Raw genomic sequence first — 18,308 nt, 5'->3', positions numbered from 1 at the left:
TCAATCCGTTCACTGGTTCCGGGTGTCGTCTCCCCTCGCGTGCCGCCCTCGCCGGAAGCCGCCTTGAAGGCTCGTCATCCGCTCGCGCACCGCTTCCGGGGAAAGAGAGAGTATCGGCCGCTGCTCCGGCACCGCGGCGGGGCCGGTCGCCGAATCCAGTGGTTGCAGGAAGGGCCAGGTGTCCTCGGCGCCGTCTTCCTGCTCCAGCTGGGCGGGGGTCGGCCACTGGTAGTCGGGCTCGATCGCGGGCGGCGGCGAGACGGGCGGGAACTGCGGATCGGTGTCCTCGTCGTCCGGGTTCGGCTCGGCCGCGACGGCCGCTTCCCGGGAAGGCGGCGGGGACGCGGCCAGCGCGTGCCGCGGCTGGGGTGCGGGCGGGAGCCGCTCTTCGGCGACCGGCTGCGGGGCCACGGGCTTGCGCGGCGGTTCGGGCGCGGCGGCCGCGTCGAACCAGCGCGACAGGACGTCGCGGTAGGCGGGCATCTGCTCGGTCGGCGCGTCGAGGTCGAGGTGGTGGGACTCGTCGTCGGCGGACGGCCACGCCGGGGCCTGCTCGCGCGCCACCACCGGCGCCCGGCGCGGCGGGCCCGCCTCGATCGACGGCGGGGTCAGCTCCTCCGGTTCCGGCTCGGGTTCCGGCGGCGTGAGCGGGGCCAGCGGCGCCAGCAGCTCCGGCTCGGGCGCCGCGGGCGGCTCGGCGGGCGGCGGCGCGGGCATCGGCGGCAGTTCGACGATCAGCGCGGCCGGCACGAGCACGGTGGCCACCAGGCCGCCGTCGCGGCCCGCGCTCAGGCTGACGTCGATGCGGTGGCGCGTGGCCAGCGTCGCGACGACGAACAGGCCCATCCGCCGCGAGACCTCGACGTCGACGTCCGGCGGGTGCGCGAGCCGGGCGTTGGTCCGGTCGATCTCGGCCTGCGGCATGCCGGCGCCGCGGTCGATGATCTCGATCTGCCAGTCGCCGTCGTGGGTTTCGGCGCTCGCCACGGTGACCGGCTCGTCGCCGGAGTAGCGCGTCGCGTTCTCCAGCAGCTCCGAGATGACGTGCACGAGGTCGTTGACGGCTTCCCCGCGCACCGCGACCTGCGGCGCCGGCCCCAGCTCGACCCGCTGGTAGTGCTCGACCTCGGAGAGCGCGGCACCGATGATCTCGTCGGCCGAGACCGCGCCCGCGTCCTCCCGCGCCGAGTCGTGGCCCGACAGCACGAGCAGGTTTTCGCTGTTGCGCCGCATCCGCGTCGCGAGGTGGTCGAGTTCGAACAGCCCGGCGAGGGTGTCCGGGTCCTGCTCGTCGGCTTCCATCCGGTCGAGCACCGACAGCTGCCGCTCGACGAGGTCCTGGCTGCGCTGGGAAAGGTTGACGAACATCGCGTTGACGTTCTCGCGCAGCATCGCCTGCTCGCCGGCCAGCCGGACCGCTTCGCCGTGCACCGCGTCGAACGCGCGCGCCACCTGGCCGACTTCCTCGCGCGTGAACACCGGCACGGGCGCGACGGCGAGCCGGTTGCGCAGGTTCTCCGGCGCGGGCTCGGGATCGGTGAGCAGGTTCTGCACGGCCGCGGGCAGCCGGTGCTCGGCCACCTCGAGCGCGGTCCGGCGCAGGATCCGCAAGGGGCGCAACAGGGACCGCGCGATCACGACCGAGAGCACGCCGGCGACGAGCAGGACGCCGAGCACGACCCCGCCGTCCCAGATGGCGGCCGTGCGGGCCTGTGCCGCCAGCGCGTCCGTGCGTTCCTGCAACTGGACCAGCAGGGCCTGCTGCACCTGGTGGGCGAGGTTCACCGTGTGCGTCGCCGAGACGTCCCACTGGTTCGGGTCGAGGCCCGACAGGTTCTGGCCGTTCTCGGTGCGGGTGAGCGCGGACTCGACCATGTTGTTGCCGATGTCGACGACCAGCCCGATCACCGTGTCGTCGAACATCCGCTGCTGCTCGGGGGTGGCGAACGTGCGGTAGTCGTTGCGCGCGGCGGCCAGCTCGGCTTCGGCACCGAGCAGCGCGCGCGTGCGGTCGCGGTCGAGGCCGCCCGCGGCGAGCGCCTCGGCCAGCACCGCGCGCTTGACCGACATCTGGTCCTTGACCCTGGCCAGCGCGTTGCCCGCCAGGCGCATCCGCGCCAGCTCCGGGTCCGAGACGTCGGCGGCGGCCGAGTCGCTGATGTCGAGCAGGCCGGAGATCAGCTCGCTGTAGGAGCGCAGGACGGCGTCGGCGGGGAACGCCGAATGCTCGGCGGAGAACCGGAGGCCACCGAGCACGCGCAGCCGGTCGTCGGTCTGCTGCAGGCTTTCCGCGGCCTTGGTGTCGAGCCGGGGCTTGCTGTCGGCGAGCGTCCGTTCGAACGTCCCGATGGCCTGGTCGACGCGTTTGCGCTGGGTGGTCAGGTCGGCGGTGTCGCCTTGGCGGTTCTGGGCGACGAAGCGGACTGTGAGGTCACGCTCGCGCTGCAGCTCGTGGATCGCTTCGGCGACCGTGCTGTCGACGCGGCCGCGGGTGGCGAACTCGGCGAGCTGCTGCGCCTCGCGCAGATCCGAGCTGATCCGCAGGCCGACGAGCGCGATCACGGCGAGCGCGGGGATGAGGAGGACGGCGAAGAGCTTCGTGCCGAGACGCCAGTTCCGCAGGCGCCACCGGCCACCGGCCGCACGTGGATCCGCCGCGTCGCCGCCCTTGCGGGGACGCTTGTCGCGACGGGTCACCTGGTTTCCTTTTCCACCGCGGGCGGGAACCCGCGGATCTGACAAACTCGAACCTACTGAACGGTAGCCCGCCCGATGGAGATCCGAAAGCCGCGCTGGCACGATCCGGCCCTGCCCGCGATCGTATGGGTCCCGGACCATACGATCCAGCACGAGAACCAGATTCTCGCGGTAGGTGAAGGTTCATGATCAGACGCGGACTGACGATTCCGCTGGTAGCGGCGCTGCTGGCGACCGCGGGCTGCAGCGTGTTCGCGTCCGGTTCACCGAGCCCGCCACCGCCGCTGGAACGGACCACCCTCCGTGTCGGCGTCGGCAACGCCATCGACACGGCCCCGCTGCGGATCGCCGTCGCCGCCGGGAAGTTCGGCGCCGCCGGGCTGAACGTGCAGCTCGTCGAGCTCGGCACCGGCGACGGGCTGGCCAAGGTGGCCGCGGGTGACCTCGACGTCACCTTCGGTTCCGACATCGCGATCTTCCGCGCCGCGGCCGGCGGGACGGCCCTGCAGCTGCAGGGCGAGGCGTACACGTCCGGCCCCGACACGATGGCGCTGGTCACCCTGCCCGGTTCCGACTACACCGTGCCGACGGCGAAGAAGTCGCCCGAGATCGCGGTGAACATGCTCGACGACGTCGGCGCGCTGGCCGCGCGCTCGGTGCTCGGCACCGCGGGCGTCGACGTCACGAAGATCAAGTTCAAGCAGGTCGCCTTCGACCGCATGCCGGAGGCGCTGCAGGCGGGCGACGCGGACGCGGCGCTGATGGTCGAGCCGTACATCACCCGCGCTGAAAAGGACCTCGGCGCCCACATCCTCGCCGACGGCGCCCGCGGCGCGACGCTCGACTTCCCGCTGTCGGCGTACGCGTCGGCCAAGCTGTTCGCCCAGGCCAACCCGCGCACGCTCGCCGCGTTCCGCACGGCGCTCGGCGCGGCGCAGCAGAGCGCCACCGATCCGGCGGTCGTCCGCGACGCGCTGCCGAAGTTCTCGGACATCGACACGACGACGGCCGCGCTGATCTCGCTCGGCTCGTACCCCGCGTCGCTCAACGGCATCCGCCTGCAGCGCGTCGCCGACCTCATGCACAACTCCGGGCTACTCGGGACGCGTCTCGACGTCCAGGCGCTGCTCCCCGACCGGGCCGGTAATTAGCCGGCCGCAAATTTGCACTTGGTCTAGTTTCGCACTCAGTCTACTTCAGGAGTGCGATGACCGACGTCCTGATCGCCGGAGCCGGGCCCACCGGGCTGCTGCTCGCCGGCGAACTCGCCGTGGCCGGGGTCGAAGTGACGGTGCTCAACCGCCGGGACGGCCCGGGCCTGCCCCGGCCCGTCGGCCTCCAGCCGCGCACCGCGGAGCTGCTCGACCTGCGCGGCCTGAAACCCGCGGACGTGGAGCTGGACGGCCCGAGCGGGCACTTCGCCGGCCTGCCGGTCGCCCTGGACCCCAGCGTCTGGCGGACCCGGCACCCCCGCGTCCGCAACCGCACGCAGGACGACGTCGAGGCGCTGCTCGCGGATCACGCGGTCAAGCACGGCGCGGTGCTGCGGCGCGGCCACGAGGTGCGTGCGGCCGAAGCCGGCGCGGACGGCGTCACGGTCGACGGGCTCCGGGCGCGCTGGCTCGGCAGGCGAACGGCGACTGGTCGATGCTCACGCCACTCGGCGACGGCGCCCACCGCTTCGTGTTCGGCTCCACGACGACGCAGCCGGGCCGCGACGCACCGGTGTCGGACAGCGAAGTGTCCGAAGCGCTGACAGCCCTGTACGGCCCCGAAACGCGTTTGGGAGAGGTGTACGGCGCTTCGCGGTTCAACGACGCGACGCGGCAGCTGGAGCGCTACCGGCACGGGCGGGTCCTGTTCGCCGGTGACGCCGCGCACATCCACCCTCCGCTCGGCGGCCAAGGGCGCAATCTGGGCGTCCAGGACGCGATGAACCTCGGCTGGAAGCTCGCGGCGACGGTCCGCGGCACCGCGCCCGGCGGCCTGCTCGACAGCTACCACGACGAGCGCCACCCGGCCGCCGAGCGGGTCCTGCGGCACACGGCGGCCCAGCGCGTGTTCACGGCGCCGGGCCGCGGCGAGAACGTCGAGGCGCTGCGCGAGATCGTCATCGACCTGATGCGGACCGCGGACGGCAACCGCTACTTCAGCGGCCTGCTGTCCGGGCTCGCGTTGGAGTACCCGGGCGCGCGGCGCGTCCCGGACCTCGACCTGACGACGGCGGACGGCCCCACCCGGCTTTCGACGCTGCTGCACGGCGGCCGCGGGCTGCTGCTCGACCTCGCGACCACCCGCTGCCCGGCGGCTTCACCGGGCAGGTCGACGTCGTGCGCGCGGCCACCGCGGACGCGGAGTACCGCGGCCGGCTGCTGCTGGTCCGGCCGGACGGGTACGCCGCCGGCCCCGCGGACCTGGCGCGGTGGTTCGGCTAGATGTTCTCGCCCGGCGGCGCGAGGCACACCGTCCGCCGCGGCGGTCCGGGGTAGCTCAGCACGTGGTCGGCGTCCGCGCAGGAGTCTTCGCCGCGGTAGCCGGCGATGACCTCCGCGCGTTCCTTCGCCGCCGGGTCGGTGCAGGCGACCTTGGCCACCGTGGCCTGGTCGTCGACGTCACGCAAGCAGTCGCCGGTGCTGACGTTGAGGGCCAGGCAGAGCGTCTGCGCGCCGGAGCCGCTGCCGGAGATCTGGAACCGCACGTAGTCGCCGGAAGCGCACCGGGACGTCCCGCGGTGGCTGTCGTCGACCTTGTAGGTCGCGTTGCCCGAACCGCAGGAGACCCGGTGGTAGGCGAGCTTGCCGCCGGATTCGCGCGTCAGGTACAGGCAGTCGCCGGAGGACGGCGTGCCGCTGCGGCCGAGCCGGGCGATGCCCAGCGCGCCGAGCGCGCCGAGGCCCAGCGCCAGCACGACGCAGGCGGCGAGGGTGATCCGGACCTTCGTCGTGAACCAGTGCGGGATCGGCCGGTAGCCCGGTGCCGGGGCCATCGCCGGGGGCGGCATCGGCGCGGGGGCCGTCGCGTAGTCCGGGGTCCGGAACGGGTTGTCGTCGGTCGGTGGTGTGCTCAACGTGCCCTCCAGTGGTCCCCTCGGCACCCCGTCCCACCGGCGGACCGGAGCGAGCCACGTATAACAGTAGTTGTGACCGATGGCCCGCTGATCGTCCAGTCCGACAAGACCGTGCTCCTGGAGGTCGACCACCCCCAGGCCGACGACGCGCGGATCGCCATCGCGCCGTTCGCCGAGCTCGAACGGGCGCCGGAGCACGTGCACACCTACCGGATCACGCCGCTGGCCTTGTGGAACGCGCGCGCCGCGGGCCACGACGCCGAGCAGGTCGTCGACGCGCTGACGACGTACTCGCGCTTCCCGGTGCCGCAGCCGCTGCTGATCGACGTCGTCGACGTGATGGGCCGGTTCGGGCGGCTGCAGATCGCCAACCACCCGGCGCACGGGCTGGTGATGTCGACCACCGACCGCGCGGTGCTGGCCGAGGTCGTCCGGAACAAGAAGATCAGCCCGATGCTCGGCGCGCGGATCGACGAGGACACCGTCGTCGTGCACCCGTCGGAACGCGGACGGCTCAAGCAGGCGCTGCTGAAGGTCGGCTGGCCCGCCGAAGACCTCGCCGGCTACGTCGACGGCGAGGCGCACCCGATCGCGCTGGATGAGACGGACTGGCAGCTGCGCGACTACCAGCGGCAGGCCGCGGAGGCGTTCTGGGCGGGTGGCTCCGGCGTCGTCGTGCTGCCGTGCGGCGCGGGCAAGACGATGGTCGGCGCGGCGGCGATGGCCAAGGCGGCGGCGACGACACTGATCCTGGTGACGAACACGGTCGCCGGGCGGCAGTGGAAGCGCGAGCTGGTGGCGCGGACGTCGCTGACCGAGGAGGAGATCGGCGAGTACTCCGGGGAGAAGAAGGAGATCCGGCCGGTCACCATCGCGACCTACCAGGTGATCACGCGCAAGACCAAGGGCGAGTACAAGCACCTGGAGCTGTTCGACTCGCGCGACTGGGGCCTGGTCGTCTACGACGAGGTGCACCTGCTGCCCGCGCCGGTGTTCCGGATGACGGCGGACCTGCAGTCGCGGCGGCGGCTGGGGCTCACCGCCACGCTGGTGCGCGAGGACGGACGGGAGGGCGACGTCTTCTCCCTGATCGGGCCGAAGCGCTACGACGTGCCGTGGCGCGACATCGAGGCGCAGGGCTGGATCGCGCCGGCGCAGTGCACCGAGGTCCGCGTGACGCTGACCGACGCGGAACGGCTCGAGTACGCGACGGCCGAGGCGGACGAGCGGTACAAGCTGGCGGCGACGGCGCAGACGAAGACCCCCGTGATCAAGTCCATTGTGGAGCGTCACGCGGGCGAGCCGACGCTGGTGATCGGCGCGTACCTCGACCAGCTGGAGATGCTGGGCGACGAACTGGACGCGCCGGTGATCCAGGGCGCGACGCGCAACAAGGAGCGCGAGGAGCTGTTCGACCGCTTCCGCCGCGGCGAAATCCGGACGCTCGTGGTGTCCAAGGTGGCGAACTTCTCGATCGACCTGCCCGAGGCGTCGGTGGCGATCCAGATCTCGGGCACGTTCGGCTCGCGGCAGGAGGAGGCCCAGCGCCTCGGGCGGCTCCTGCGTCCCAAGGGCGACGGACGGCAGGCGCACTTCTACTCGATCGTGTCGCGGGACACGGTCGACACGGAGTACGCGGCGCACCGGCAGCGGTTCCTGGCCGAGCAGGGGTACGCGTACCACATCGTCGACGCGGACGACCTGCTCCGGCCGCTCTAGCCGGTTCCCGCGAAGAGCGCGCGAGCTCTGATGTCGCCGTCACGGCGGCGTTTTTGCCGCTGTCCCACGGCGTCGGCGGTGATTTGCTCGCCGCATGACCGATGCGTTCGCCGATCTCGGACCCGTGCTCACCACCCACCGCGTCGACAACGCCCGGCGCGTCCCCAACGCGGCCTGGTCGCTGACGATCGCGGCCCTGACCGGCGCGCTCGGCTGGTGGGCACTGTCCGGCGGCTCCGACGGTTCCCGCGCCCACGCCAGGCTCGTCGGCGTGGTCCTCGGGATCACGCTGGTCGGCCTGGTCATCGGCGCCCGGCAGGTCGTGGCGCTGGTCCGCGGCGGCTCGACCGAATACTTCGAGGTGCGCGAGCACGGGCTCGTGCACGCGAGCCGGCGCGAGATCTCCGGGTGGTCGTGGGACAAGGTCACCCGGATCACCATCGTCACGCGCGGCATCGAAACCGGCCTGTCGCGGCAGCTGGGCTCGGGCTACCGCGCCGAGCTGCGGTTCGAGGGTGGCGGCCGGGTGCGGTTCGACGGCCTGACCCGAGACCACGCCGGGCTCGGCCGGGTCGTGCTCGCCCGGTGCCCGGCCGCCGAGCGCCGGACCGGGGACGAGTGGCAGCGCGAGCGAGGCGGCCTGCTGCTCGCGCTCGCCGGCCTGTGCCTGGCGGTGACCGCGGGCGCCGTGGCCTTCCTCGCCACCCGAGGCGACGACGCGCCGTTCGACGGGCTGGCCGTGTTCGCCACCCTCGGCGCCCTGGTGTGCTTCCTGGCCGCCGTGACGTGCGTCGGCCTGTTCGTCCGAGGACGGCTGTTGCCGCGTTGACTCCTTCGGCCTAGCGAATCGTCACAGGAGCAACTTGCGTCCCAGGAGTTTTCTCCGGTGCGCTGACCTGCGAATTTGTTGATTCACTCGAACGGATGAGCGGGCGAATCGCTGGAAATTGTCGGACCCTCGAACTACTGTTCGACATGCACCAGCCGAACACAAGTTCGAGGGGACGTCCATGACGATCGCACCGCTCCGCCCCGGTACGCCCGCGCCGCCGGTCCAGACCCTGCCACCGGGGTCGTGGCACGGCCGGCTGTGGGTGTCCGACCTGCCGCTGACCCGGCCCGAGCGTTACCTCGGCTGCGTGGCCGAGTTCGAGCGGTCGGGACTGTGGCCGGTGCTGATCCCGCACGACCAGCGCTTCGCGGCGAACGGCGAGGACTGGATCGACGACCGCGGCAGGCTGGCCCCGGCAGGCCACCGCGTGGCAACGGCCGACGCGGCGGGAGCATTGGCCCGCTGGTGGGACGGCTCGTGCTGCGACGGCGCCTGCCTGCGCCCGTTCGGCGCCCGGTTCCCGGGGCTGGCGAAGCGCAGCCCCCGCAGGTCGGACCCGCTGGCGGAGGCGGGCAACACGGGCTCGATCCTGGCAACGCGCGCCCCGCACCGGCTGGGACTGGTCCAGACCGAGCGGCCGGCGGACATCCCGGCCCTGCTCGGCTGGACGGGGATGATCAAGTGCACGGACCAGGTGGCGGAGCTGTCGGCGGTGCTGCGCAGCTGGGAGGACCGCTTCGGCGCAACGCTGGTGGTGCTGGGGTTCGACACGCTGGAGCTGTCGGTGGCGGCCCCGCCGCGCAATCAGGCGCGGGCGTTGACGGTGGCAGCGGAGCATCGCGCGTTCAGCCTGCCGACTTTTGCTGGGCAGCCCGGGAATCTGCGGGAGTACGCGTCGGGGTTGGTTCAGTCGCGGCTTTGGCGGTTTTCCTGGGCGTGAGGTTGTGTGGGCGGGGCCGGGGGGGCGGTTGGGGGGAGGTCGGCGGGGAATGGCGGATCGCAGCGAGCCGATCCGCGCCGCGGCTCCTGCGCGGCATTCGCCGCGAGGGCGGTGGCCAACCCGCACCCAGCCACCCCGCACGGCGGATCCTGCGCGGCCACCGCCGCGAGGTCGGTGGCCAACCCGCATCCGCCCACCCGCACGGCGGGCCCTGCACGGCCACCGCCGCCAGGCCAGCGGCCAAACCCGCACCCGACCACCTCGCACGGCGAACCCCGCGCGGCCACCGCTGCCAGACCGCACCCGACCACCCCACACCGCGAACCCCGCGCGCCCACCGCCGCCAGACCCGCACCACCTTCGCGGCAGAACCACGCCAACGGAACCCGCGCCGCCGATCCCGCGCCGACCCACCGCCAGGCCGGCGGCCAACCCGCACCCCCCAACCCGCACCGCGAACCCCGCGCGCCCACCGCCGCCAGACCCGCACCACCTTCGCGGCAGAACCACGCCAACGGAACCCGCGCCGCCGATCCCGCGCCGACCCACCGCCAGGCCGGCGGCCAACCCGCACCCCCCCAACCCGCGCACCGCGGATCCCGCGCGGCCACCGCCGCCAAGGCGGCGACCACCCCGCACCGCCGATCCCTGCGCGGCCAAAGCCGCCAGACCGGCGGCCAACCCGCACCCGCCCGCCCCGCGCGGCGCATCCTCTCCAGCACCCCAGCCCACAACACCGCGCGGGCCCCAACCCAGCCCGCCGGTCATCGCCCGTCCTCGGACCCGCCTCGGAGGTGCCATGAGCAAACGCTCCAAAGGACCCGTCAGACGAGCGTCCGCCAGATTGGGTCGGCTGTCCCGTCCTTTGGTCCACTCGTCCGGATCGCCGTGGCGGCGTCGCGTTTGGAGGCCGCCGCCGGCGGGCATCACCTTTCGCGGGAAGGCGGTGAGGACGATCGCCGAAATCCGGATCGGGACTTCTGGGTGGCGCTATCCGCCGTGGCGCGGGGTGTTCTATCCGCCCGGGCTCGCGCAGCGGCGGGAACTCGAATACCTCTCGCGGCGGATGAACGCCGTCGAAATCAACGGCTCCTTCTACTCCCTGCAGCGCCCCGAGCGGTACCGCGCCTGGTTCGACGAAACCCCTGCCGACTTCCTCTTCGCCGTCAAAGGCGGCCGCTTCATCACGCACATGAAGCAGCTGCGTGACGTCGAGACCGCGCTCGCCAACTTCTACGCCTCCGGCGTCCTCGCGCTCGGCGCCAAGCTCGGCCCCTTCCTCTGGCAGCTGCCGCCGCGGCTGGCGTTCGATCCCGATCGGCTCGCCGACTTCTTCGCCCTCCTGCCCCGCACCACCACCGATGCCGCCCAGCTCGCCACCAAGCACGACGACAAGCTCAAGGGCACCCCCCACCTGGACCCCGGACCGCGCAAGCCGCTGCAGCACGCGCTCGAAGTCCGGCACCCCAGCTTCGCGCAGCCCGCGGCGATGGACCTGCTCCGCGAACACGGCATCGCCCTGGTCGTCGCCGACACCGCCGGGAAGTTCCCCTTCCTGGAGGACCAGACCGCCGACTTCGCCTACATCCGCCTCCACGGCGACGAAGAGCTCTACGTCAGCGGTTACTCGGACCGCGCGCTGCGGATGTGGGCCGACAAGATCCGCGCCTGGCACGACGGCGGCCGGCGGAACGTGCACGTCTACTTCGACAACGACGTCAAGGTCGAAGCCCCGCGCAACGCCGAGACGCTCGCCGACCTGCTCGGCGTGACTCCGCCGGCGAGACAGTGAGCGGACAGTGAGCGCGATCGGCTTGAGTGACCACGCGGGCCGGACCGGCTTGCGTGCTGTCGCTGGGGGTCGGCACGCGAGCGGTCCGGCACCCGGCCTCGGCACACCGCCTCAGCTCGGCGAACCCGAGCCCGAGCCCACCAACGCCGCCAGCTTGGCCCGGACGTCGTCCGCGTCCGGGTGGCCCAGCTCCGTCAGCAGCCGGACCGAACGCAACCAGCACTCCCGCGCCAACGCCGGCTCGCCGTGACGCACGTGGATCGTGCCCAGCTGCGCCAGCACGTCCGCCGCTTCGTAGTGCTCGCCCATCGCGAAGAACATCGACACCGACTCGCGGATGGCCTCGATGCCCTCCGCCACCCGGCCCAGCCCCACCAGCGCCAGGCCGCGCGTGTGCAGCGTGAACCGCGTGTCGACCGGCTCGCCGTCCGGGCCCAGGATCGCCAGCGCGGCGTCGGCCAGCCGCAGTGCCTGCTCGTGGTCGCCCATCGACGTGCAGATGTCGCCCAGTGCCCGCAGCACGCTCGCCTCGAACGCGCCCAGCCCCAGCTCGCGGACGATCTCCAGCGCCTGCATGCCGTGCTCGTACGCCCAGGCGTAGTCGTCCAGGTTGTGCGCCACCATCGACAGGTTGTACTGCGCCCGCGCCTCGCCTTCGCGCGCGCCGAGCTCGCGCTGGATCGTCAGCACCTGCTCCAGGTACCGCCGGGACTCGTCGTACTGCCGCGCGACGCCGTTGACCACACCCAGTCCGCTCAGGATGCCCGCTTCGCCGGGACGGTGACCGATGGCCCGCGCCGCTTCCAGCGCGACCTCGAACACCGAACGCCAGTCGTCGAGGCGCGAGCGCGTCACGAAATAGCTCTGCAGCAGCCACGCCAGCTTCCAGCAGACGTCGTCCCGCCGCCGCCGCGCCAGGTGCACCGCCGCGATCAGGTTGCCGGACTCGTCACCGAACCAGTCGAGCGCGTCGTGGTACGTCGAGAACGTCTGTCCGCCGGACAACCCGTCCAGCTCCAGCAGCCGGTAGTACCGCTCCGGCCGCATTCGGCGTGAAGCGTTCAGCGCCGACGCCAGGTACCAGTCCAGCAGCCGGTCCAACGCGGCGTCGCGCTCCGAAGGCGAATCGACCTGCGAAGCGACTTCGCCGGCGTAGGCCCGGATCAAGTCGTGGAACTGGTAGCGGCCCGGCCGCGGCTGGGCGAGCAGGTGCGCCGCGGCCAGCGTCTCCAGCATCGGCCGGGTCGCCGCGAGGTCCTGCCCGGCGACCGCGGCCGCCGCCGGCGCGGTGAAGTCGACGCCGGTGGGCAGCCCGAGCAGCCGCAGCAGCCGCGCTGTCGACGGCTCCAGCGCCTGGTAGGAGTACGAAAACACCGAACGGATGTTCGTCCCTTCGCCGTCGGCGAGATCGAACGAGCCGAGCAGGTCCGCCGGCAGCGAGTCGACGAACTCGTCGAGCGGCAGGTCGGGGAACTGCGCCGCCCGCACGGCGAGGATCCGGATGGCCAGCGGCAACCCGCCGCAGTGGCGCACGAACCGCTCGGTCGCCGCCGGGTCGCGGGCCACCCGCTCGAGGCCGATCGTGGACGCGAGCAGCTCGACGGCGTCCTCCTCCCCGAGCTCCTCCAGCGCGATCCGCCGCGCGCCGTGCGTCGCGGCCAGCGCCCGCAGCTGCCAGCGGCTGGTGATCACGACCAGGCAGCCCGGCCCCGGCAGCAGCGGGCGCACCTGCTCGGTCCGGTTGGCGTTGTCGAGCAGGACCAGCAGCCGCCGCCCCGCGGTGTGCGTCCGCCAGCTCGCCGCGCGGCCGTCGAGGTCGGCCGGGATCGCCTCGCACGGCACGCCGAGCGCCGTGAGCATCGCTTCCAGCGCGGCCGACGGCTCCACCGGCTCGCCGGGCCCGTAACCCCGCAGGTTGAGGTAGACCTGCCCGCCGGGGAACCGGTCGGCGACCTCGTGGGCGAAGTGCACGGCCAGCGTCGTCTTGCCGATGCCGCCCATGCCCTCGACGGACGCGATCGGCGTCGACGTGTCGGCCTCGATCGCTTCCGGCAGCAGCGCGTGCAACGCCTTGAGGTCGCACTCGCGCCCCGAGAAGGTCGGCAGGTCGGCGGGCAGTTGGTGCGGCACCTGCGGCTCGACGCCGAGCCGGTAGCGCGCCGGCCGGGCAGCACCGGTCACGTCTTCGCCGGCGGCGCCGGTGAGGATCGCCTGGCGGGTGCGCTGCAGCGACGGCCCGGGGTCGAGTCCCAGCTCCTCGGCCAGCACGCCGCTGATCCGCCGGTAGACCTCGAGCGCCTCGGCCTGGCGGCCCGACCGGTAGAGCGCGACCATCAGCTGCTCGTGCAGCCGCTCCCGCAGCGGGTTTTCCCTGGTCAGCCGGGTCAGTTCGGGCACGACCGTGCCGTACTCGCCGACGTCGAGCAGGGCGTCCGCCCACTGTTCGCGCACGCGCAGCCGTTCCTCGGCCAGCTGGCCCACCTCGTCGCGGTGCAGCGCGTCGGACTCGACGTTCAGCAGCGCCGGGCCGCGCCACTGCGCGAGCGCCTCGGCGAAGTACGCGGCCGCCCGGCGGCTTTCGCCGCGGTCCATCGCCGCCTTGCCCTGGGTGGCGCGAGCCCGGAACCGGGACAGATCGAGCAGGTCGTCGTCGAGCTCGATCAGGTAGCCGCCGCTTTCGGTCCGGATCGTGACCTGGTCGCCGAGCGCTCGCCGCAGGCGCAGCACGTACGTCTGGAGCGCGCCCTTGGAGCGGCGGCGGTCGTCGTCCCAGAGCCAGCGGCCCAGCTCGTCGACCGGCACGACCCGGTTCGCGCGCAGCAGAAGCCCGGCCAGCACGATCAGCGGCCGGCTGCCCCCGAGCGGCACCGGGTGGCCGTCTGCCGTGACCTCGGCCGGACCCAGCACGCGGAAATCGAGGACCACGGAGTCATTCTGACCGGAAACGCGCTGTCCGGCACGCGTTCGGCCAACCTCGCCGGTGGCATGATCGGTGCCGATGAAGGTCTACGCGATCCCCCTGCGCAACCGGTTCCGCGGCATCACGGTCCGGGAGGGCGTGCTGCTGCCCGGCCCGGCGGGCTGGGGCGAGTTCTGCCCGTTCGCCGACTACTCGGACGCCGGAAGCGTGCCGTGGCTGCAGGCGGCGCGGGAGGCGAGCGAAGCAGGGTGGCCGGCGCCGGTCCGCGACCGCGTCGAGGTGAACACGACGGTGCCGGTGGTCTCCCCGGAGAAGGCGTACGAGCTGGTCCGCGCCTCCGGCTGCCGCACGGCGAAGGTGAAAGTGGCCGACCCGCGGTCGGCACTGGCCGACGACTGCGAGCGGGTGGCGGCGGTCCGCGACGCGCTCGGCCCGTCCGGCGCCGTCCGCGTCGACGCGAACATGGCCTGGGACGTCGACACGGCGGTCCGCGCGATCACCGACCTCGACAAGGCGGCCGGCGGCCTCGAGTACGCGGAGCAGCCGTGCCCGACCATCGACGACCTGGCGGCCGTCCGCCGGCGCGTCTCGGTCCGCATCGCGGCCGACGAGTCGATCCGGCGGGCCGAGGACCCGCTGAAGGTGGCGGTCGCGGGAGCGGCGGACGTCGCGGTGCTGAAGGTGGCACCGCTGGGCGGGGTGCGCCGGGCGCTGGAGGTCGCGCAGGCGTGCGGGCTGCCGTGCGTGGTGTCCTCGGCGGTCGAGACGAGCGTCGGGCTGGCGGCCGGGCTCGCGTTGGCGGGCGCGTTGCCCGAGCTGGATTTCGCGTGCGGGCTGGGCACGCTTTCGTTGCTGGAAGGGGACGTCTGCGCAGACTCGCTGTCCCCTGTGGACGGTTACTTGCCGGTGCCGCGCCGGGCGCCGGAACCGACGGACGCGTATCCGGCGTCGCCGGCGGTCGCGGCGGCCTGGGTAGACCGGCTGGCCCGGGTCCGCGCCCTGTCCTGAGCGCGGACCCGGTGTCAAGCCGCCTGCCAGGCCGACTGGTAGGCGTGGACCAGCCAGCGGTTCGCCCAGTCACGGTCGGGCTGCTCCGGCACCGGCGACTCGCCCCGGACCAGCCGGTCGAGCCGGTCCTCCAGCTCGGCCGCGGCCGCGATGGCTTCCTCCTGGCTGTGCTTCCCGCGCCGCAGGTCACGCAGCCAGCTCAGCCACGGCTCGGCGATGGGCAGCGTCATCCGGCCGGTCTCGAGCAGTTCGACACCCTGGACGCCCAGGCGCACCATGTGCATCGCGTACTTCGTGTCGAAGCCGTACTTCTCGATGAGCTCCGGCCGGTTGACCTTGAGCGTTCCTTCGAGCATCCGCCGCCGCTGCGTCCGCAGGTAGCCGGCGAACCGCAGGCCGGCCGCGCGCGACACGATCCGGTCGGCGTTGGCGCGCAGGTCGTGGCCGAGGCCGGTGATCCGCACGATCTCCGCGTCCGGCACGAAGAGCGGCAGCAGGATCGTCGGGTTCCCGGTGAGCGCGAGGCGCATCCACTTGCGCAGCGAATAGACGATCAGGTCCAGGTCGCCGGGGCCGGACCGCACGCCTTCCGGCTGGGTGCGGAAGATGTACTGCTCGAACGGCCGCAGCCCGGTGACGTACTCGGCGGGCTCCACGCACAGGCCCATCTCGTCGCGGTCGTCCTGACCGTCGACAGCGGTGCCGTGCAGACCGGAACCGACCTGGCAGCGCAGGATGGTGCCTCCCTCGGCGATCGCGGCGAACTCGGGCGTGTCGTGTTTCATGCCCCGAAGTTGTACCGGCGAGCCGGGGGCGAAGCACCCGGATTTCCCGGATGCCGGATTCAGGGTCGGGATCCGGGCCGTTCCGGATGTGGCCGGTGGCCGCCGGGAGCCACCATTGAGCCATGACGAACAGCGTGTACACCCCGGAAACCACCAAGAAGCTCCGCCGCAGCAAGACCGACAAGATGCTCACCGGCGTCTGCGGTGGCTGGGCCACCTACCTCGGCATCGACGCGAGCGTCCTGCGCATCGGCATGGTCGCCGCCGTGTTCCTCTCCGTCGGCGTCGCCATCCCGGTCTACGTCGCCGCCGCCATCCTGACTCCGGAAGAGGAGTCCTGAACGGGGGCGGGTGCCGGTTCGCAGGGGGAGCCGGTGCCCGCCGGGGGTGTGCCGGCCGAGCGGCCCGGACGAGGAGGGGACGTCCGGGCCGTTCGGCCGAGAGCGCTACTCCGGGCAGCCGAAAAGCGCGGCGCGCAACCCGGCCGAGGCGTTAGGGTTCGCGCTCGTGGATCAAGGGAGCAGAACGGCCGCGAAGGTCGTCGTCGGGATCCTCGGCGGCCTGTACCTGATCGCCGGGCTGGGCCTGACCGCTTTCTCCGCTTTCTTCGCGCTCGCGTTCAACGACACCGGCAGTGCGACCGTCACGAAGACGGTGCTCTACACCGCCGCGGCCCTGGCGATCTGGATCCTGCTCACCGGGATCGGCGCGATCGTCGTCGCTCTGGAGGCCGAAGAGGCCAGCACCGCCTGGATCGGGGGCTTGGGCGTCCTGTCCCTCGGCATAGTCATCCTCGGCGCGTACGCGGTCTGGTTCTTCACCAAGCCGTAGACCGCGCCCGCAAAAGAAAAGCCCGGCCCGCCGAAGCGGACCGGGCTTTCCGTGCGTGGCTCAGAAGTCCATGCCACCCATGCCACCGGACGGGTCGGCCGGAGCGGCAGCAGCCTTCTCCGGCTTGTCCGCCACGACAGCCTCGGTGGTCAGGAACAGCGCCGCGATGGACGCGGCGTTCTGCAGCGCGGAGCGGGTGACCTTCGTCGGGTCCGGCACGCCGGCGGCGAGCAGGTCCTCGTAGACACCCGTGGCGGCGTTGAGGCCGTGACCCTGCGGCAGGCCCTTGACCTTCTCCACCACGACGCCGCCCTCGAGGCCGGCGTTGATCGCGATCTGCTTGAGCGGGGCCTCGACGGCCACCTTGACGATGTTGGCACCAGTGGCCTCGTCGCCCTCGAGCTTCAGGCCCGCGAACGCGGCCTCGGCGGCCTGGATCAGGGCCACGCCACCACCGGCGACGATGCCCTCTTCCACGGCGGCCTTCGCGTTGCGCACCGCGTCCTCGATGCGGTGCTTGCGCTCCTTCAGCTCGACCTCGGTCGCGGCACCGGCCTTGATGACGGCCACGCCGCCGGCCAGCTTCGCGAGCCGCTCCTGCAGCTTCTCGCGGTCGTAGTCCGAGTCCGAGTTCTCGATCTCGGCGCGGATCTGGTTGACGCGACCCTGGATCTGGTCGGCGTCGCCCGCACCCTCGACGATGGTCGTCTCGTCCTTGGTGATGACGGCCTTGCGGGCCTTGCCCAGCAGGGACAGGTCCGCGTTCTCCAGCTTGAGGCCGACGTCCTCGGAGATGACCTGGCCACCGGTCAGGATCGCGATGTCCTGCAGGATCGCCTTGCGGCGGTCACCGAAGCCCGGCGCCTTGACGGCGACGGACTTGAAGGTGCCGCGCATCTTGTTGACGATGAGGGTGGCCAGCGCCTCGCCCTCGACGTCCTCGGCGATGATCAGCAGCGGCTTGCCGGACTGGATGACCTTCTCCAGCAGCGGCAGCACGTCCTTGACGGTGGAGATCTTGGAACCGAAGAGGAGGATGTACGGGTCCTCCAGCTCGGCTTCCTGACGCTCCGGGTCGGTCACGAAGTAACCGGAGATGTAGCCCTTGTCGAAGCGCATACCCTCGGTGAGCTCGAGCTCGAGGCCGAAGGTGTTGCTCTCCTCGACGGTGACGACGCCTTCCTTGCCGACCTTGTCCAGCGCCTCGGCGATCAGCTCGCCGATGGTGCGGTCAGCGGCCGAGATCGAGGCGGTGGCAGCGATCTGCTCCTTGGTCTCGATCTGGACGGCGGCCTTGTGCAGCTGCTCGGTGATGGCCTCGACGGCCGCCTCGATGCCGCGCTTCAGGCTGATCGGGTCGGCGCCGGCCGCGACGTTGCGCAGGCCTTCCTTGACCAGGGCCTGGGCGAGCACGGTGGCGGTGGTGGTGCCGTCACCCGCGACGTCGTCGGTCTTCTTGGCAACTTCCTTGACGAGCTCGGCCCCGATCTTCTCCCACGGGTCCTCGAGCTCGATCTCCTTGGCGATGGAGACACCGTCGTTGGTGATGGTCGGCGCGCCCCACTTCTTTTCGAGCACGACGTTCCGGCCCCGCGGGCCGAGGGTCACCTTGACGGCTTCGGCGAGGGTGTTCAAGCCGCGCTCAAGACCGCGGCGGGCGTCCTCGTCGAACGCGATCAGTTTGGCCATTGCGGTGTGGTCCTCCGGTATTGGGCGC

The 18,308-nt window shown here is 72.3% G+C and carries 15 protein-coding genes; 10 read left to right on the top strand and 5 right to left on the bottom strand.

What is annotated here, in order from left to right:
- Positions 1 to 9 precede the first annotated feature (9 nt).
- Entirely contained in the window at positions 10 to 2,697 is a 2,688-nt protein-coding gene (locus BT341_RS09985) for a sensor histidine kinase (RefSeq protein WP_072476009.1), read from the bottom strand.
- Positions 2,698 to 2,882: 185 nt separating this feature from the next.
- On the opposite strand from BT341_RS09985, the gene BT341_RS09980 reads away from it, so the two are divergent.
- From BT341_RS09980 to BT341_RS45850, 3 genes are read left to right on the top strand one after another with little or no spacing between them, the layout of a single operon-like run.
- Entirely contained in the window at positions 2,883 to 3,848 is a 966-nt protein-coding gene (locus tag BT341_RS09980; protein ID WP_072476008.1) for an ABC transporter substrate-binding protein, read from the top strand.
- A 56-nt stretch (positions 3,849 to 3,904) separates the two neighbouring features.
- A complete protein-coding gene (locus BT341_RS45855; protein WP_218177725.1) occupies positions 3,905 to 4,453 on the top strand; it encodes an FAD-dependent monooxygenase in 549 nt (182 codons plus the stop codon).
- Positions 4,345 to 5,241 (top strand): FAD-dependent monooxygenase, encoded by an 897-nt coding sequence (locus BT341_RS45850; protein WP_218177724.1) that lies wholly within the window; start codon positions 4,345 to 4,347, stop codon positions 5,239 to 5,241. Before BT341_RS45855 ends, BT341_RS45850 begins: the two co-directional genes overlap by 109 nt.
- Here the strand turns inward: BT341_RS45850 and BT341_RS09970 are convergent.
- Positions 5,129 to 5,764 carry an LppU/SCO3897 family protein gene (locus BT341_RS09970; protein WP_072476007.1) on the bottom strand — a complete coding sequence of 212 codons (636 nt, stop codon included), beginning with the start codon at positions 5,762 to 5,764 and terminating at the stop codon, positions 5,129 to 5,131. The two genes, BT341_RS45850 and BT341_RS09970, sit on opposite strands and share 113 nt — an antisense overlap.
- A gap of 72 nt (positions 5,765 to 5,836) precedes the next feature.
- Between BT341_RS09970 and BT341_RS09965 the strand changes: the two genes are divergently transcribed.
- From BT341_RS09965 to BT341_RS09950, 4 genes are all read left to right on the top strand, one after another.
- Complete coding sequence (locus BT341_RS09965) at positions 5,837 to 7,483, top strand: DNA repair helicase XPB (protein ID WP_072476006.1); 1,647 nt, start codon at positions 5,837 to 5,839, stop codon at positions 7,481 to 7,483.
- 94 nt (positions 7,484 to 7,577) lie between these two features.
- Entirely contained in the window at positions 7,578 to 8,312 is a 735-nt protein-coding gene (locus BT341_RS09960; RefSeq protein WP_072476005.1) for a hypothetical protein, read from the top strand.
- Positions 8,313 to 8,493: 181 nt separating this feature from the next.
- On the top strand, positions 8,494 to 9,255 hold the full coding sequence (locus BT341_RS09955; RefSeq protein WP_072476004.1) for a DUF4253 domain-containing protein: 762 nt from the start codon (positions 8,494 to 8,496) through the stop codon (positions 9,253 to 9,255).
- Between the two features lie 946 nt (positions 9,256 to 10,201).
- Positions 10,202 to 11,047, top strand: a complete 846-nt coding sequence (locus BT341_RS09950) for a DUF72 domain-containing protein (RefSeq protein ID WP_072476003.1) — start codon at positions 10,202 to 10,204, stop codon at positions 11,045 to 11,047.
- A gap of 111 nt (positions 11,048 to 11,158) precedes the next feature.
- Here the strand turns inward: BT341_RS09950 and BT341_RS09945 are convergent, their stop codons facing one another.
- Positions 11,159 to 13,972, bottom strand: coding sequence for an AfsR/SARP family transcriptional regulator (locus tag BT341_RS09945; protein ID WP_072476002.1), 2,814 nt, complete (start codon positions 13,970 to 13,972; stop codon positions 11,159 to 11,161).
- A gap of 73 nt (positions 13,973 to 14,045) precedes the next feature.
- On the opposite strand from BT341_RS09945, the gene BT341_RS09940 reads away from it, so the two are divergent.
- Entirely contained in the window at positions 14,046 to 14,975 is a 930-nt protein-coding gene (locus BT341_RS09940; protein WP_072476001.1) for an o-succinylbenzoate synthase, read from the top strand.
- A 14-nt stretch (positions 14,976 to 14,989) separates the two neighbouring features.
- On the opposite strand, the gene BT341_RS09935 is transcribed toward BT341_RS09940, so the two are convergent.
- Complete coding sequence (locus tag BT341_RS09935) at positions 14,990 to 15,760, bottom strand: nucleotidyltransferase domain-containing protein (RefSeq protein ID WP_072476000.1); 771 nt, start codon at positions 15,758 to 15,760, stop codon at positions 14,990 to 14,992.
- Between the two features lie 122 nt (positions 15,761 to 15,882).
- On the opposite strand from BT341_RS09935, the gene BT341_RS09930 reads away from it, so the two are divergent.
- Together BT341_RS09930 and BT341_RS09925 are read left to right on the top strand one after the other, a co-directional pair.
- Positions 15,883 to 16,101: a PspC domain-containing protein gene (locus BT341_RS09930; RefSeq protein ID WP_072475999.1), complete on the top strand. Its 219-nt coding sequence runs from the start codon at positions 15,883 to 15,885 to the stop codon at positions 16,099 to 16,101.
- 166 nt (positions 16,102 to 16,267) lie between these two features.
- Positions 16,268 to 16,591 carry a hypothetical protein gene (locus BT341_RS09925; RefSeq protein ID WP_072481875.1) on the top strand — a complete coding sequence of 108 codons (324 nt, stop codon included), beginning with the start codon at positions 16,268 to 16,270 and terminating at the stop codon, positions 16,589 to 16,591.
- Positions 16,592 to 16,651: 60 nt separating this feature from the next.
- Here BT341_RS09925 and groL read toward each other — a convergent pair whose 3' ends face one another.
- Positions 16,652 to 18,280 carry a chaperonin GroEL gene (gene groL, locus BT341_RS09920; protein ID WP_072475998.1) on the bottom strand — a complete coding sequence of 543 codons (1,629 nt, stop codon included), beginning with the start codon at positions 18,278 to 18,280 and terminating at the stop codon, positions 16,652 to 16,654.
- Positions 18,281 to 18,308 lie beyond the last annotated feature (28 nt).

Origin of the sequence: Amycolatopsis australiensis, assembly GCF_900119165.1 — a bacterium.
GTDB classification, from domain to species: Bacteria; Actinomycetota; Actinomycetes; order Mycobacteriales; family Pseudonocardiaceae; genus Amycolatopsis; species Amycolatopsis australiensis.
This window is presented reverse-complemented; position numbering and strand designations above follow the sequence as displayed.

Excerpts from the sequence above, each read along its gene's own strand:
- BT341_RS09980 (WP_072476008.1), top strand. The coding sequence starts at position 2,883 with ATGATCAGACGCGGACTGACGATTCCGCTGGTAGCGGCGCTGCTGGCG.
- BT341_RS45855 (WP_218177725.1), top strand. The coding sequence starts at position 3,905 with ATGACCGACGTCCTGATCGCCGGAGCCGGGCCCACCGGGCTGCTGCTC.
- BT341_RS45850 (WP_218177724.1), top strand. The coding sequence starts at position 4,345 with ATGCTCACGCCACTCGGCGACGGCGCCCACCGCTTCGTGTTCGGCTCC.
- BT341_RS09960 (WP_072476005.1), top strand. The coding sequence starts at position 7,578 with ATGACCGATGCGTTCGCCGATCTCGGACCCGTGCTCACCACCCACCGC.
- BT341_RS09955 (WP_072476004.1), top strand. The coding sequence starts at position 8,494 with ATGACGATCGCACCGCTCCGCCCCGGTACGCCCGCGCCGCCGGTCCAG.
- BT341_RS09940 (WP_072476001.1), top strand. The coding sequence starts at position 14,046 with ATGAAGGTCTACGCGATCCCCCTGCGCAACCGGTTCCGCGGCATCACG.
- BT341_RS09935 (WP_072476000.1), bottom strand. The coding sequence starts at position 15,760 with ATGAAACACGACACGCCCGAGTTCGCCGCGATCGCCGAGGGAGGCACC.
- BT341_RS09930 (WP_072475999.1), top strand. The coding sequence starts at position 15,883 with ATGACGAACAGCGTGTACACCCCGGAAACCACCAAGAAGCTCCGCCGC.
- groL (WP_072475998.1), bottom strand. The coding sequence starts at position 18,280 with ATGGCCAAACTGATCGCGTTCGACGAGGACGCCCGCCGCGGTCTTGAG.